15 protein-coding genes are annotated in these 14,727 nt (G+C 56.7%); 12 read left to right on the plus strand and 3 right to left on the minus strand.

Features of this window, described 5'->3' with window-relative positions; genetic code table 11:
• Positions 1-101: 101 nt before the first annotated feature.
• The 8 genes from C7445_RS02860 (at position 102) to glnA (ending at position 6,274) form a co-directional block, all read left to right on the plus strand.
• On the plus strand, positions 102-500 hold the full coding sequence (locus C7445_RS02860; RefSeq protein ID WP_243834904.1) for a hypothetical protein: 399 nt from the start codon (positions 102-104) through the stop codon (positions 498-500).
• The gene (locus C7445_RS02865; protein WP_134158532.1) at positions 497-1,117 is read left to right on the plus strand and encodes a GTPase domain-containing protein; all 621 of its coding nucleotides are present in this window, start codon (positions 497-499) and stop codon (positions 1,115-1,117) included. Before C7445_RS02860 ends, C7445_RS02865 begins: the two co-directional genes overlap by 4 nt.
• A complete protein-coding gene (locus C7445_RS02870; protein ID WP_134158533.1) occupies positions 1,098-1,727 on the plus strand; it encodes a hypothetical protein in 630 nt (209 codons plus the stop codon). Before C7445_RS02865 ends, C7445_RS02870 begins: the two co-directional genes overlap by 20 nt.
• Complete coding sequence (locus C7445_RS02875) at positions 1,712-1,921, plus strand: hypothetical protein (protein ID WP_134158534.1); 210 nt, start codon at positions 1,712-1,714, stop codon at positions 1,919-1,921. The genes C7445_RS02870 and C7445_RS02875 overlap by 16 nt, the downstream gene beginning before the upstream one ends.
• Before the next feature lie 3 nt (positions 1,922-1,924).
• Positions 1,925-3,205 carry a GTPase HflX gene (hflX, locus tag C7445_RS02880; RefSeq protein ID WP_208320816.1) on the plus strand — a complete coding sequence of 427 codons (1,281 nt, stop codon included), beginning with the start codon at positions 1,925-1,927 and terminating at the stop codon, positions 3,203-3,205.
• Complete coding sequence (locus tag C7445_RS02885; RefSeq protein ID WP_243834905.1) at positions 3,186-4,424, plus strand: methionine gamma-lyase family protein; 1,239 nt, start codon at positions 3,186-3,188, stop codon at positions 4,422-4,424. The genes hflX and C7445_RS02885 overlap by 20 nt, the downstream gene beginning before the upstream one ends.
• 83 nt (positions 4,425-4,507) lie before the next feature.
• Positions 4,508-4,894 (plus strand): MerR family transcriptional regulator, encoded by a 387-nt coding sequence (locus tag C7445_RS02890; RefSeq protein ID WP_134158536.1) that lies wholly within the window; start codon positions 4,508-4,510, stop codon positions 4,892-4,894.
• Positions 4,895-4,936: 42 nt separating this feature from the next.
• Positions 4,937-6,274 (plus strand): type I glutamate--ammonia ligase, encoded by a 1,338-nt coding sequence (gene glnA, locus C7445_RS02895; RefSeq protein ID WP_134158537.1) that lies wholly within the window; start codon positions 4,937-4,939, stop codon positions 6,272-6,274.
• A gap of 136 nt (positions 6,275-6,410) precedes the next feature.
• Here the strand turns inward: glnA and C7445_RS02900 are convergent, their stop codons facing one another.
• On the minus strand, positions 6,411-7,412 hold the full coding sequence (locus C7445_RS02900; RefSeq protein ID WP_134158538.1) for a LacI family DNA-binding transcriptional regulator: 1,002 nt from the start codon (positions 7,410-7,412) through the stop codon (positions 6,411-6,413).
• Positions 7,413-7,651: 239 nt separating this feature from the next.
• Here C7445_RS02900 and C7445_RS02905 point away from each other — a divergent pair, with 239 nt between their 5' ends.
• From C7445_RS02905 to C7445_RS02920, 4 genes are all read left to right on the plus strand, one after another.
• Positions 7,652-9,154 carry a UxaA family hydrolase gene (locus C7445_RS02905; protein ID WP_134158700.1) on the plus strand — a complete coding sequence of 501 codons (1,503 nt, stop codon included), beginning with the start codon at positions 7,652-7,654 and terminating at the stop codon, positions 9,152-9,154.
• Between the two features lie 38 nt (positions 9,155-9,192).
• Entirely contained in the window at positions 9,193-10,005 is an 813-nt protein-coding gene (gene iolB / locus C7445_RS02910) for a 5-deoxy-glucuronate isomerase (RefSeq protein WP_134158539.1), read from the plus strand.
• 34 nt (positions 10,006-10,039) lie between these two features.
• The gene (locus tag C7445_RS02915) at positions 10,040-11,545 is read left to right on the plus strand and encodes a tagaturonate reductase (protein WP_134158540.1); all 1,506 of its coding nucleotides are present in this window, start codon (positions 10,040-10,042) and stop codon (positions 11,543-11,545) included.
• 123 nt (positions 11,546-11,668) lie between these two features.
• A complete protein-coding gene (locus C7445_RS02920; protein ID WP_134158541.1) occupies positions 11,669-13,081 on the plus strand; it encodes a sugar porter family MFS transporter in 1,413 nt (470 codons plus the stop codon).
• 59 nt (positions 13,082-13,140) lie between these two features.
• On the opposite strand, the gene lexA is transcribed toward C7445_RS02920, so the two are convergent.
• Positions 13,141-13,773 (minus strand): transcriptional repressor LexA, encoded by a 633-nt coding sequence (gene lexA, locus C7445_RS02925; RefSeq protein WP_134158542.1) that lies wholly within the window; start codon positions 13,771-13,773, stop codon positions 13,141-13,143.
• Positions 13,774-13,856: 83 nt separating this feature from the next.
• Entirely contained in the window at positions 13,857-14,648 is a 792-nt protein-coding gene (locus C7445_RS02930) for an HAD family hydrolase (protein WP_134158543.1), read from the minus strand.
• Positions 14,649-14,727 lie beyond the last annotated feature (79 nt).

The raw sequence follows: 14,727 nt of genomic DNA on the forward strand, positions 1-14,727 counted from the left end.
TACCGGCTGATTGAACGGGTAATCTTACATGACGACACGATTGAGATCATCACAGCATGGGACTGCCCCGGGACTATTGTTTTTCAACCATCGTGAAGGGCATGGAGGACTATAAAAACCAGTTCATCACGATTCTCGCAGGCTATGAGCGGGAGATGAAGTGGTTTTTGTCGACGAATCCTGGACTGCCGAGTCGGTTTCCCATTCACATTCACTTTCCGGACTATGGTGCGAACGACTTGCTTGCGATCGCGAAGCAGACTTTGAGTAAGCGGCAATATCGGCTCACGGCCGACGCCGAGGCCAAATTGCATCAGCAAATTCGGCAAGCGTTGACAAGTGCCCGAAGCGAGCCTTTCAGCAATGCCAGGTGGGTGCGCAACCTCGTGGAACAGGCGGTACGCCGTCAAGCCGTGCGCTTGTTCACGGAAAAACACCCCCGCCGGGACGACTTGATGGCGCTGCAGGCAGTCGATTTTGCGGAGGTGGGTGCGCGATGAGCGGTGACATGCTGGTCGTCGGCCGCGTGAACGCGGGAAAAACGTCGATTTGCCTGCGCCTCGCCCGGTACCTCGGCCTGCGCGAACTCGCGTGGGTTGTCGAGCGCACGGACGGAGTGCGCGAGCGCCGGCGAATGCCGATGTCGGAGGCGAACGCACTGTTGTCTTCGGAGGAGGAACATCGCACGCGGGCCTTACAGACGCTGTTGTTGTCTGTCCCGAAAGGCAAGGGCGAGCACGTGGTGCGTATTGCGGACAGCGCAGGGTTGACAGAAGGCTTGCATGCCGACGAGACGGTACGAAGGGCCATGGGGCAAACGCTGCGCGCGCTGGTTGCCGCGAAGGGAGTCTTGCACGTAGTCGACGCCGCGGCCGTAGGACGGGCGTTGACATTGTCGCAGACGGGACCTTTTCACACGCTCGATGAACAGATGGTCGCGATTGGCAAGACGAAAGGCCAGTATCTCATCTTGGCTAACAAAATGGATTTGCCGCTTGCAAAAGACGGGTATCGTTGGCTTACTGAGCATTGCGGCCCCATCCGCGTGCTTCCGGTCTCGGCGCGAGAGGGATCGGGCTTTCACGAGGTGAAGCGATATGTTTGGCGATTGGCTTGACCTCCTACGCGCGGGAGCGGCGTTGTTGTTTGCCGGTGCCGCGGTCAAGTGGATGGACGATGCCTTGGATGTCGAATACGACATCTGCCAAGGCAAGCGGACGCTTGCGGCTCGCTTCGGCAGAGCGACTTTGCCGTATTGTATGGTGCTCTTTGGCGTCGGCATGGCCTGCGACCTGCAGGCAGCCATGGCCTGCTTTCTTGGCAGCTATGCCGCGGGCATGTTTGCGCGCCCCACGGAGCGTCTGCAGACGCGCGTTCCCGCATGGGTGGAGATTTGTTGCGCGATCGCGCTGGCGACGGCGCTGCTCGGTTGGCGGTCCGCACTCTGGGGTGTGGCCATGATGTGCGCCGTCGACTGGTTGGACGATGTGATGGATCGGTATAAGGACGCGGAAAGTGGTCAGTTCAATACGGTCGTGCGCTTCGGCTTGGTCGAAATGTTGCTCGCGCTGTTGGGGGCACTTTGTATCGCCCTCTATGCCAATGTGGCTTGGACCATCCTTGCCTTCATTGTCCTGGCGCTCTTAACCATCGTGTCAGACATGACGACAGCGCGGATTTTGACAACTGAACGGGAGGAGGCTTCCGACGTATGGTCGCATTTGTAATCTTGGGTGTTGCGCTGTTTGTGCTTGCAAGCGTTTTTCACGTGGGGCGGCGACTTGGTTTGGCACAGGGAAGGAGGCGTGCGGCTGCCGAAATACCACTGGAGCTGCGCGCTACATTTCAACTTGAACAGCGCTGCCCGATTTGCGATGATGAGCAAAGCTATCCAATTCTTTCATCGCGGAAGCGAGGGTGACGTTTGACAGAACAGCGAGATCGAGTCATTTTGGCGATGTGTCAAACGGGAAGAGAGTCACAGGAACGTGTTTCATACCGGAGGGACGAGTTGGAAGGCTTGTGCGAAGCCGCGGGCGCGCAGGTCATCGCCGTGGTGACACAAAAGCGGCCTGCCGTGGATCCAAGGACGTTTTTTGGCGAAGGCAAGGTCTTGGAATTGGTCGACTTGGTGGAACGCAGCGAGGCGACGCTGGTGGTCGCCGACCGCGAACTGTCTCCTGCTCAAGTGCGCAACCTGGAACGATACTTGCCTTGCCGCGTGATCGACCGAACACAATTGATTCTCGACATTTTTGCCCGACGTGCAATCACGCGAGAAGGGCGCGTCCAAGTGGAGATGGCACAGCTATCCTATCTGTTGCCACGGTTGACGGGGCGTGGTGCCGAGATGTCGCGGCTTGGCGGCGGGATCGGCACGCGCGGGCCCGGTGAGACGAAGCTGGAACTCGATCGGCGCCGTATTCGCACGCGACTGACAGGGCTGCGCCGCGAGCTGGAAGCCATCGCACGACAGCGGGCCACGGCGCGCGACAAGCGGCTGCGCGATGTACCGACGGTCGCACTGGTCGGCTACACGAACGCGGGCAAGACCACATTACAGGGGCGCTGGGTCGCCGACAAGGGCGGCGGCGGGGTCGTCGGTGGCGAAAATCGGCTGTTTGATACGCTCGATCCGGCCGCGCGTCAGGTATCTACCCGTTTGGGCCATCCGTACGTCGTCATCGACACGGTAGGTTTCGTGGAAAATCTGCCGCATCACCTGGTCGAGGCGTTTCGATCGACGCTCGAAGAGGTGCGCTATGCGGATGTGATCGTGATCGTCGTCGACGCGGGGCACGCCCCAGGGGCGCATCTCATGACCACGCGGCGGGTTCTTGCCGATCTCAGCGCGTTAGACAAGCCCATCATCACGTTTTTCAATAAAATCGACACAGTTGCCGAGCGGCCGGGGCCGGATGTCGGTGCACTGGCATCCTTATATGGAAGCGCTGCGCATGGCAATCTCGAGGAGCTCTACCAGACGGTCGAGCGGCAGCTCGAATTGGACGAGGTGCGTGTGACGATTCATGTGCGCGAAGACGACACGCGGTGGCAGTCGTTGCTCAGAGGCGGACGGATTGAGCATGCAGAGACCACGGCGTCGGGCGAATGGCAAATGACAGCGGTCACCAGCCGCAAGCAGGCACATCTTTGGCAACAAATGCAGCAGGATGGGAGCGAACATGACAATCGACATCCATGAATACATTGAAGTTTGCAAGCGCGACATGGAGCCAGGGCAGCGCGAGTTGGATCGTATTGCCCTCTTGAACCAAGAGCGCGTACTTGAAGCGTTCTGGCGCCATCGCGTCGCACAGTCCGATCTCGCTGGTTCGACCGGATACGGTTTGTCTGACGTGGGGCGCGACAAGTTTGAGGCGATGTTCGCAGAGGTTTTCGGTGCAGAGGCCGGCCTCGTGCGGCCGCAGATTGTATCTGGCACGCACGCCATCAGCCTCGCGATGTACGGCGTACTCCGACCTGGCGACGAGCTGATTTATGCCACAGGCATGCCGTACGACACACTGCATAGCGCGCTGGGACTGCGGTCGGCGCCTGGATCGTTGCAGGAGTGGGGCGTGCGCGTGACGGTCGTCGATCTGTCGCCTGACGGGGGCATTGATATCGATGGCGTGATCGAGCGTTGCAATGAGCGAACCAAGTTGGTGATGTTTCAACGCTCGCGCGGTTATTCGTTGCGGCGGTCGTTTGCAATTGCCGAATTGGCGGAAGCGTTCGCGCGGTTGCGGGCGGTTCGGCCGGAGGTGTACATCGGGGTCGACAACTGTTACGGCGAGTTTGTCGAGGCGCAGGAGCCGTGCCACGTCGGAGCCGATCTGGTGATGGGATCGCTGATTAAAAACCCTGGTGCCGGTATTGCGCCCACAGGCGGCTATGTCGTTGGCCGTGCGGATGCGATCGAGCAGGTGGCCGCTCGCCTTGTCGCCCCTGGCACGGCGGCTGAGTACGGGCCGACAGGCTCCTATTTACTGACGATGTATCAGGCGCTCTTTCTTGCCCCGCATATCGTTATGCAGGCAGTGAAGGGCTCAAGGCTGTTGGCAAGAGCCCTGTCTGGGCTCGGATATCGCGTCACACCCACGTATGATGCGCCACGGACGGACTTAATCCTTTCGATTGAGTTTGGCGATCCCGCTGCGCTGTTGGCGTTTTGCCGGGCTGTTCAAAGCGCCGCGCCGGTCGATGCACACGTGCGTCCGGAACCGGATGCGATGGCCGGGTACGCGGACGCGATCGTGATGGCGGCAGGTACGTTCATTCAAGGTGCTTCACTTGAACTATCGGCCGATGCGCCGATGCGCCCGCCGTATATCGCATATGTGCAAGGCGGGTTGACGTATGAGCACGTCGAGATCGCACTGCGCCGCGTGTTAGATCAAATTGTACCCAATCTACGTTAAAGAAAGTGACATGACGGATTGTCGGTTTCCTGTCGGCGTGCTACGATGATGAGCAACAGGTGTTGTGGATGGGGGGGCGCGCCGTGGAATTGGAAGATCGCCGACAGTTGCCGCTGTTTTCGATTGGCACCGTGCAGAAATTGACCGGGTTGAGTGCGCGTCAGATACGGTATTACGAGGAGCATGATCTGATCCATCCCGCCCGAACTGCCGGTAAGCAGCGCCAGTTTTCTTTTGCCGATGTCGAGCGCCTGATGCTCATTCGCCAGTGGCTGGACGAGGGACACAATATGGCTGGGGTCAAGCGAAACTTTGCGGAGCAGGAGCGCAAACAGAAGACATCCAAGTCCATGCCCAAGCAGGATGTCTCCGACGCGGAAGTCTACAAATGGCTGGAACGCGAACTGATCGACCGTCAGGGATATGGCGAATTTCAAGGTGATTTGTCGCGGTTCTACCGCAATCGCTAAGTCTGAGTCTTGTGCTGCGGTGGACGATGAGAGGGGGATTGTATGCGCAAAGAATACAGTAAAGAGGAAATTTTGCAATACGCGGAAGCGAACAATGTCAGGTACGTGCGGCTTCAGTTTACTGATCTTTTGGGTATTGTCAAAAATGTAGAAATCCCTGTAGATCAATTACCCAAAGCGCTCAACAACCGCATGATGTTCGACGGATCGTCCATTCAGGGATTCGTTCGCATCGAAGAGTCGGATATGTATCTGGCGCCGGACTTGTCGACATGGCTCATCTTTCCGTGGGAGACGCCGCAGGGGAAGGTGGCTCGCCTGATCTGTGATGTCTATCAGCCGGATGGTACGCCATTTCCGGGCGATCCGCGCTCGGTGCTCAAACGCGTGTATGCGCGGGCGCAGGACATGGGGTTCTCCGCGTTCAACGTCGGGCCGGAGCCGGAGTTTTTTTTGTTTAAATTGGACGAGAAGGGCAAGCCGACGCAGGACTTAAATGATGAAGGCGGCTATTTCGATTGGGCGCCGGTTGATCTGGGCGAAAACTGTCGGCGGGACATTGTGGTCACGCTCGAAAATATGGGCTTTGAAATCGAGGCGTCGCATCATGAGGTCGCACCCGGACAACACGAGATTGACTTTCGTTATGCGAATGCGGTCGAGGCGGCTGACAACATCGCGACGTTTCGACTCGTGGTCAAGACGGTCGCTCGCCAACATGGCCTGCACGCCACGTTTATGCCGAAGCCGCTGTACGGAATCAACGGCTCCGGCATGCATACACACCTATCGCTGTTCCGCGACCATCAAAACGCGTTTTACGATCCGGACGATGAACTCGGATTGAGCGAGACCGCGCGCTTCTTTTTGGCGGGGGTTCTCGAACACGCGCGTGGATTTACGGCGATATGTAACCCGACGGTCAATTCGTACAAGCGGCTGGTACCTGGATATGAAGCCCCAAGTTATATTGCCTGGAGCGGCAAGAATCGGTCGCCTCTCGTCCGCGTTCCGGCTGCGCGAGGACAGTCGACGCGGGTCGAAGTACGCAGTCCTGATCCGTCGTGCAATCCGTATCTGGCCATTGCATCTTTGCTTGCGGCGGGGCTGGACGGCATCGAGCGCCAATTGGAATTGCCGCCGCCGGTCAATCGCAATATCTACATGATGACCGAATCGGAGAAAGAGGAAGCGGGCATTCGCAGCTTGCCGGCCAATCTCAGCGATGCGCTCGACGCGCTCATGCGCGACGAGGTTTTGGTGGAGGCGCTCGGTCACCATGTGTTGTTGCATTTCATCGAGGCAAAGCGGATCGAGTGGAACATGTTCCGAACTCAGGTGACAGAGTGGGAACGCGAACAATACCTCACGTTATATTAAAGTTGGGTGGGCAGGGACATGAGCCATTATACGGCCGTCCTTGCCCACTTTTATGTCTGTTTCCGGTCAAGTCCAAGCGCCCGCTGCCACGGGAGAAAGGATGAAGTTGGCGATGATTCGGCAGCGGATGTTCGGGTTACGGTTTGGGCGGTGCGGTCGATGCGCGAAAGACGATTTCAGAGTTCAGGACAATGCGCGTGGCCATCCTGCGCACGCCGTCGATTCGCTCGAGCAACAGTTGTGCCCCGAGTGATCCGAAATTGTATGTGGGCTGCACGGCAGCTGTCAGAATGGAGTCGACGGAGGCGAGATCGTCCGTGTTGCCAAAGCTGACGATACTCAAGTCGTCTGGCACGCGCATGCCAAAGTGATGCAAGGCCCGTACGATATGGGCGTATTGAAACATGTTCGAGACGAACATCGCCGTTGGAGGCTTTGACGCCGTAAACAAAGCCTCGATAAACGATACATCCATGTCCCGTGTCATGGAGGCCTGAAAGATGATGTCCTCGCGGATTGGAATGCCGTGGCGGATCAGCGCATCTTTGTATCCGTCCAATCGTTCACGGCTCGCGGCGTTGTGTAGAGGCCCGACAACCGCAGCGATGCGTCGATGCCCAAGCTCGATCAGATGTTCGACCAGCTTCGTCGACGTTGGTCTCATGTCTCCCTTGACAAGATCGGTCTCGATTCCCTCCACATCGCGATCGATCAAAACAAATGGAATCTGATGTTGTTCGAGCAGGCGCAGGTTATCCACGGAAGGATCGCCAACGGGCACGATGAGAACACCTGCAATGCGATAATCCAGACACATCTGCATATATTCCCGCTCTTTCTCCAGGCTTTCATCGGTGTTTGCCAACAGCATCCGGAATCCATGCTTACGTGCGACGTCCTCCATGCCGCGCGCGATAAAGGTGAAGAACGGATTGGTGATATCCGGAACGACAAGCACAAGGGTCGATGTCTGTGCAGGCGAACCCGCCGCCGATTTGGGTTCGTAGCCGACCTCCCGCATGGCTTGCAGGACTCGCTGGCGTGTAGCGGCTTTGACGTAACCTGTGTTGTTGATGACGCGTGAGACGGTCATGATGGAAACGTCGGCCCTCCGCGCAACGTCTGCCATGGTAGGCATGTGACCTTCACCTCCTGCAGTGATCAGTCATCCTCGTATGTTTATGTTAATACTAACATGTTGACACTACATTTTCTAGCGCCGTATACTGCAAATGTACAAAGAATTTCGTCCTTTGCTGGATGGACATCCGGAGTCGGTTAGGTCACGCTGGGGTGTTAATCTAACAGTTATTTAACTTTTGTGCGTCCCGTTGCTGAAAGATTGCATGGGAAACTGAGAGGGGGCGATGGGCGGTGATGAAGAAAGCGCTTCATCTTGCTCCAAATGATGATGTGGCGATTGCTGTCGAACCGCTTGCCGTTGGTGACACGATAGCTTGGGACAGCCACGGGATCCAGGTGCAGGAACCCATCGGGCGCGGACATAAAATCGCCGTACGTGCAATCGCTCAGGGTGAACGCGTGTACAAGTACGGGTTTCCCATCGGCGTTGCCACGGCCGACATTCCGCAGGGCGCATGGGTGCACGTGCACAATGTGCGCACCGCATTGGCGGGGAAGCTGGAGTATGTGTATCAACCGGAGTTTGGCACAAGAAATCAGCATGAAATGCCCGAGATGCCAACGTCCTTTCGTGGCTATATGCGCGATGATGGGCAAGTTGGAACGCGAAATGAAATTTGGATCATCAACACCGTCGGCTGTGTGAACAAGGTGGCAGAGCGGCTTGCCGCGATGGCGGACGCGCGCTGGCGCGGGCAGGGGATCGATGGTGTCCACCATTTCCCGCACCCGTATGGGTGTTCACAACTTGGTGACGACTTAGCCTACACGCAGTCCCTACTTGCTGGCTTGGCTCGCCACCCGAATGCAGCGGGTGTGCTCATTGTGGGGCTTGGCTGTGAAAATAACAGGATTGCCAGTTTTCGATCCGCACTTTCCGATATACCTCAAGAAAAACTGCGGTTTTTGGAGTTGCAGTCGACTACGGACGAATTCGCGAGCGGAATGTCGCTCCTCGCAGAACTCGTCCAATACGCTTCACGTTACAAACGCGAGGAGACGCCGGTTGCAAAGCTCAAAATCGGACTTAAATGCGGAGGATCGGACGGGTTTTCAGGGATGACGGCCAATCCGCTGGTGGGGCGTGTCGCGGATTGGATCACTGCGCACGCAGGCACAGCGCTTTTGACCGAGGTGCCGGAGATGTTTGGCGCGGAGACGATTTTCATGCAACGCGCCGAGAGTCAAATGGTCTTCGAGCGGATCGTCGACTTGATCAATCGTTGGAAAGATTACTACCAACGCCACGGGCAACCCATCTACGAGAATCCATCGCCTGGAAACCGGGATGGCGGAATCACGACTTTGGAAGAAAAATCGCTTGGCTGTGTACAAAAAGGCGGACGTTCAGCCAGCGTGGTGGATGTCATCGCGTACGGTCAAAGCGCGCAAAAACCTGGACTGAACCTCGTCGAAGCACCGGGCAACGACATGGTGTCCGTGAGCGCGTTGGCCGCGGCGGGGGCGCAATTGGTGTTGTTCACGACAGGGCGGGGGACGCCGCTTGGCGGACCGGTACCAACCTTGAAAATTGCTACGAATAGCGATCTCGCCCGGCAGAAACCTGGTTGGATCGATTTCGATGCGGGTCTCCTGATGGACGGAGTGCCCTTTGACGAGTTGGCTTTGCAACTGTATGAGCAGGTCATTCGGGTCGCTTCGGGAGACGACCTGGCTCGCAATGAACAGAACGGGTATCGCGAGATCGCCATCTTCAAAGATGGTGTGACGTTGTAACACGTGTGCATCAGGCAAGGGAAAGGGGTCATAGAACCATGTACTTGGTGAAGGGCAATGACAATGTGGGATATGTCGATTTGGTACCTGCGGAAAACGACGCGGGGCTCAAGTGGATTTCGCTTGGCCTGTTGCGGTTGCAGGCAGGCGATGTGTACCGCGGCAAGCTCGAGGGGCGGGAGGCGGTTCTCGTGCTATTGCGTGGCATGTGTGAGGTGCAGGCAGCTGGGCAAGCCTTTGGTCCATACACTCGCCACAACGTCTTTTCAGAGCGCGCTACGGCAGTGTACGTGCCGGTTGGTGGCGACTATGCCGTGACCAACGTGGGCGAAGGCGTGCTGGAAGTCGCCATTTGCCAAGCGGTCGCCGACGAGACCCACGAGCCGTTCGCCGTTCTGCCGGAGGATGTGGAGACCAAATCGGTTGGTGAGGCAAATTTTCGGCGGGATGTCCACGATATTGTCGTCAAACGGGCGGAAGGGAAAGTACACCGGATCATCGTCGGCGAAACGTTCAATCCGCCCGGCAACTGGTCCAGCTACCCGCCGCACAAGCACGACGAGTACATTCCAGGTGTCGAGGCTTGCATGGAGGAGATTTACTACTATCAATGCGATCCGCAAAACGGGTTCGGCATGCAGTCGATTTACACCGGAGATGGGGCTATGGACGAGACCTTTCGCGTTCAGCATGGGGATGCGTTTTTAATTCCTCGTGGCTATCACCCAGTGTGTGCCGCCGGAGGCTATCAACTCTACTACTTGTGGCTGATGGCAGGTCCGATTGATCGAACGATGATCCCACACGACGATCCCAACCATACGTGGGTACGCGAGAGATCTTGGTCATGACGATATCAGGTATGCAGAGAAAGAAGATGGAGACATGCGGCTTTTGACCCGGGATCTGTTGTCGAGTCAGTCGGACCTGCACACATCGTGCCACATCTCACAATCTGTTCCCGAGCGCATCCTGCAAATCGGTGAAGGCGTGTTTCTACGCGGATTTGCGGATTGGCTGATCGACCGCGTAAACGCGGCAGGTCACGTTGGCGGCCGGATCGTCATTGCGGCTCCTCGACCCAGTGGTGCCCGGAATATCGAGTGCTTTCGCAAGCAGGACGGTTTGTATACCGTCCTCCTCCGGGGAATCGAGGACGGGGTGACGGTGGATCGCCAGGAGATTGTATCGTCGGTTTCGCGAGCCATCGATCCGCACAATGAATGGCCGGATTTCCTGGCCTGCGCTCGCCAACGCGAGATCGATGTCGTGATTTCCAATACGACGGAGCTGGGTATCCAATATGTTCCGCAGGCGTATGTGGCGGGGCAGGTTCAGCAGACGTATCCGGCTAAACTTGCTGCCTACCTGTACGAGCGCTACCAGGCGTTTGCAGGCGATCCGCAGGCGGGCATGACCGTCTTGCCCTGCGAGTTGATTGACGACAACGGTGCACGGTTGCGCGATATCGTGATCCGACACAGCGAGGATTGGGCCTTGCCAGAAGCGTTCGTCGAATGGCTGAAATCGTACAATGTGTTCTGCAACACATTGGTAGATCGCATTGTCACGCCATTTGCACCGGATGCGGACGGAGCCCCGCAGCTTCCTTACGCAGATCAGCTTGCGGTTGTCGCCGAACCGTTTCACATGTGGGCCATTGAAGGGGGCGATCATCTCCAAACGCGTTGGCCGTTTGCCGAACTTGGATTGTCTGTGTATTTCGTTCCTAGGATTGAGGACTATCGATTGCAAAAGGTACGGGTCCTCAATGGTGCGCACACGGCAATGGCCTGCCTGGGGTTGCTTGCACAGAAACAGACTGTCCTTGATGTCATGTCGCATCCGGTGTTCCAAGCATTCGTCGAAGAGCTCATCTGGTCGGAGATTGTACCGATAGTCGGATCTCAGGTTGGCGATAGTGAAGTGCTTGAGCGGTTTGCGAGAGACGTGATCGACCGTTTTCGCAATCCCTTTCTGCACCATGCGTTGACGTCTATTGCGGCCAATTCACTTGCGAAAGCGCGCATTCGTCTTGTCCCCACCATCGTCGAGTATGCGGCGTGTCGTGGCGCAAGCCCACCGCTTGCGGCGGCGGCGATCGCGATGTTGTGCTACGCGTGCTATCCTTCACACGAGCAGATGGGCATCGAGGATCCGCTCCGCGTCAGACTAGCGGAAATCTGGCGCAACGATTTAGACGCAGACGCCTCGGGAACGGTGACAGCATTGTTGCAAGCTTCCGACGTGTGGGGATGCGATCTCGCCGCGTTGCCGGGGTTGCCTGGCATGGTCCAGGAAGTGATCCGTCTCGCTCGCGAACGCGGCGTGGTGGAAGCAATTGCAGAGTGGTTGCATGTCAATCCAGCATCGGAAACGGCGAGGAGGTGATGCGGTCGCACGTAGGGTAGCTTTCCGCTGTGCGTTTACGGCCGCAGTCGACTCCATCAAGATGAGCAGCCGACGGTCTCAGATTGGGCGTTCTAAGAATCGGGAAAGGGGACTTGCGCACGTATGCAAACGAAAGCGTCATCATCGGATGTACGCACGGCAAAACTCGGATTTGTCGTCGCCGTCGTCGTGATCGCGTCGCTTGGCGGGCTGTTATTTGGTTATGATACAGGTGTCATCGCAGGCGCAAATGAGTTTTTGAAGACAGAATTTCACATGGGTGCAGGAATGACCGGATTGGTGTCGAGCAGCATCGATCTCGGTGCGATGCTCGGCGTTCTCATCGCAGGTTATCTGGGGGACAGGATCGGCAGGAAGAAAGCGCTTTCTGTCGCGGGTCTTATTTTCATCGTTTGTAGCATTCTCACGGCGCTCGCGACAAACGTCGCAGAGTTGGTCATCGGTCGTTTTATCGGCGGCGTCGGCATCGGGCTCGCCTCACTGTTGTCGCCTTTGTACATCGCAGAGATTGCGCCGCCCAAAATTCGGGGGCGCTTGGTCGGATCGAACCAATTGGCCATTGTGTCCGGTATCTTTATTGTGTACTTCATCAATGCGGCCATCGTCAGTTCGCACACCGACGCGTGGAATCAAACCACGGGGTGGCGCTGGATGTTTGGCATGGGGGCAATACCGGCGATTTTGTTCTTCGTGCTCTTATTCTTTGTTCCGGAAAGTCCCCGTTTTCTCATGGCACGCGGCCGAGAGCAACAAGCCATGGCGATTCTCGAGCGTGTCAACGGCTCAGAACAGGCTCGTGTGGATGCGCAGGCGATTCGCGACTCTATCGAGATGGTGCCTGACTCGCTGTGGCGCGAATTGTCCCGTCCCGGGATCCGCAAGGCTTTGTTTATCGGCGTGCTGCTTGCTATCTTCCAGCAGTTTACAGGAACAAACGCCGTTGGCTATTATGCGCCGATGATCTTCAAAGCAGCGGGTGCCGGAACGAACGCGTCGTTTTACGACACTGTGTGGATTGGCGCGATTAAAGTGATTTTCGTCATCGTATTGATGCTCATTGTCGATCGCGTTGGCCGCAAGCGCTTACTCGTGTGGAACGGCGGGTTCATGGCACTGTTCCTCGTCATCCTTGGCATCGCGTTCTCGTTGCCGCACATGCTGACCTGGTTGGTACTGGGGTTGACATTTCTGCATACCATTGCCTATGAACTGTCGTGGGGCGGCGGCGTCTGGATTGTTCTGTCCGAGATTTATCCGACTGCCATTCGCGGAAGAGCCATGTCGATTGCTTCCTTTGCCCTGTGGTTTGCCACCTACTTGGTCGCACAATTCTTTCCGATCCTGTTGCAGGTCATCGGTGGCACGTGGACGTTCTGGATCTTTGCGGTGTTTTGCATCGCCATGGCAGTGTTCATGAAAAAGGCGGTGCCCGAGACGAGCAACAAGTCCATGGAACGGATCCAGACGGACTGGATTCAAGCGGGTGGATCGAATTCGACGTCCGATTCGATGTAAATCCTCAAATCATACGAAAACCTGTGGACGGAAGAGTATGCCATCCACAGGTTTTTTGTTCAGCGGATATATCGAAACACACCCACAACTTTTCCGAGAATCGTGACGTAATCGTAGTACAATGGCGCCATGTGCTTATTTTCCGGCTGCAATCGAACCCGTCCATCTTCTCTGTAAAACCGCTTCACGGTCGCCTCGTCGTCCTCTGTCATCGCTACGACGATGTCGCCGTTTACCGCGCTTGCTTGGCGTCTGACAATGACCAGATCTCCGTCATAGATGCCGGCCTCAATCATCGACTCACCGACGATTTGCAGGACGAAAACCTCATCGTCTTTCGCCAAATCGCGCGGTAGTGGAAGGTATCCTTGCACATCTTCGATGGCTGTGATGGGCAAACCAGCCGTGACATGTCCGACGATAGGTGCGAGCACGGGAGCTTCGTCCATCGTTTGAGTTGAATTTTGCGTTGGCTCGTCGTGTGAAATCAATTCGAGTGCTCGGGGTTTCGTCGGATCCCGACGCAAATATCCTTTTTGTTGCAGCCGCTCCAAGTGACCGTGCACGGTGGAACTGGAAGCAAGCCCGACAGCTTCACCAATCTCGCGAACCGACGGAGGATATCCTTTTTCCCTTACATTTTTTCGGATGAATTCGAGAATTGCTCGCTGTCGCGAGGTCAGCTGGCTCACCGTCCACACTCCCCATGCCTAGATTTGCCTTCATCGTATCACAGGATGGGGAATGTGGCAAACGTTTGTTCGCACCACGGGGATTATACGAGGCCGAGATCGGCTAAGGCGTCGGCGACCCCGCCTGCCATAGCGCTCGAGGTCACGCACTTGGCTACCTCTTTCACTTCGTCAGCCGCGTTGCCCATCGCATAGGAGTAGCCCAGTGTTCGGAACATGCCGACGTCGTTGCCGCCGTCGCCGATATGCACCGCTTCTTCGGGGGCGATGCCCAGGTATTCAAGCAGGCGCAGGGCGCCAATCGACTTGTCGGATTTCCGGCGCTGAAAGTCGACGGCCTGCTCGTGCCAACGGTAGATATAACAAGCGGGGAATTCCTGTTCAAAGACGGCGTCCCATTCACGTGTCATAAATGCGTTGATTTGAAAAACCCCAATGTCTTGAACGCGATCGGCCAGGCTTGGTTCGTATGAAATAGGAGGAAAGTCGTATGAAGCCAATACCGGCAAAAATTCATCAGGCAGCGGTTCGAGGGAGAGAGCGTGATCGTGCGTGTGAACGATGGTGAATATGTTGCGCTCGCGCGCCCTGTTGAGGATACCTGTGACAACGTCGACATCAAACGGCATCGCGAACAATTCCCGGTTGCCCGCTTTGACAAGTCCTCCATTAAAGTAAATTCCGTACGGAATGTGTAAGGCTTCTTGGATGTGCTGTGCGTGAATGACGCTGCGCCCCGTGCAGACGGCGACAGGGATATTGTTTTTGAGCAACTCGGCGACGGCAGCGGCGCTCCGTGGCACGATTTCGCCGTTGACGTACAAAGTGCCGTCGATGTCGAGAAATACCATTTTTACGTGTTGTCCGGTCTTCACCCTTGGATGCCTCCCATCTGTCAGCCGCGTCACCAAAATTGATCAGTCGGACTCTCATTATACACAATCTTGGCATCCG

The sequence above is a fragment of the Alicyclobacillus sacchari genome, from assembly GCF_004366795.1.
GTDB classification, from domain to species: Bacteria; Bacillota; Bacilli; order Alicyclobacillales; family Alicyclobacillaceae; genus Alicyclobacillus; species Alicyclobacillus sacchari.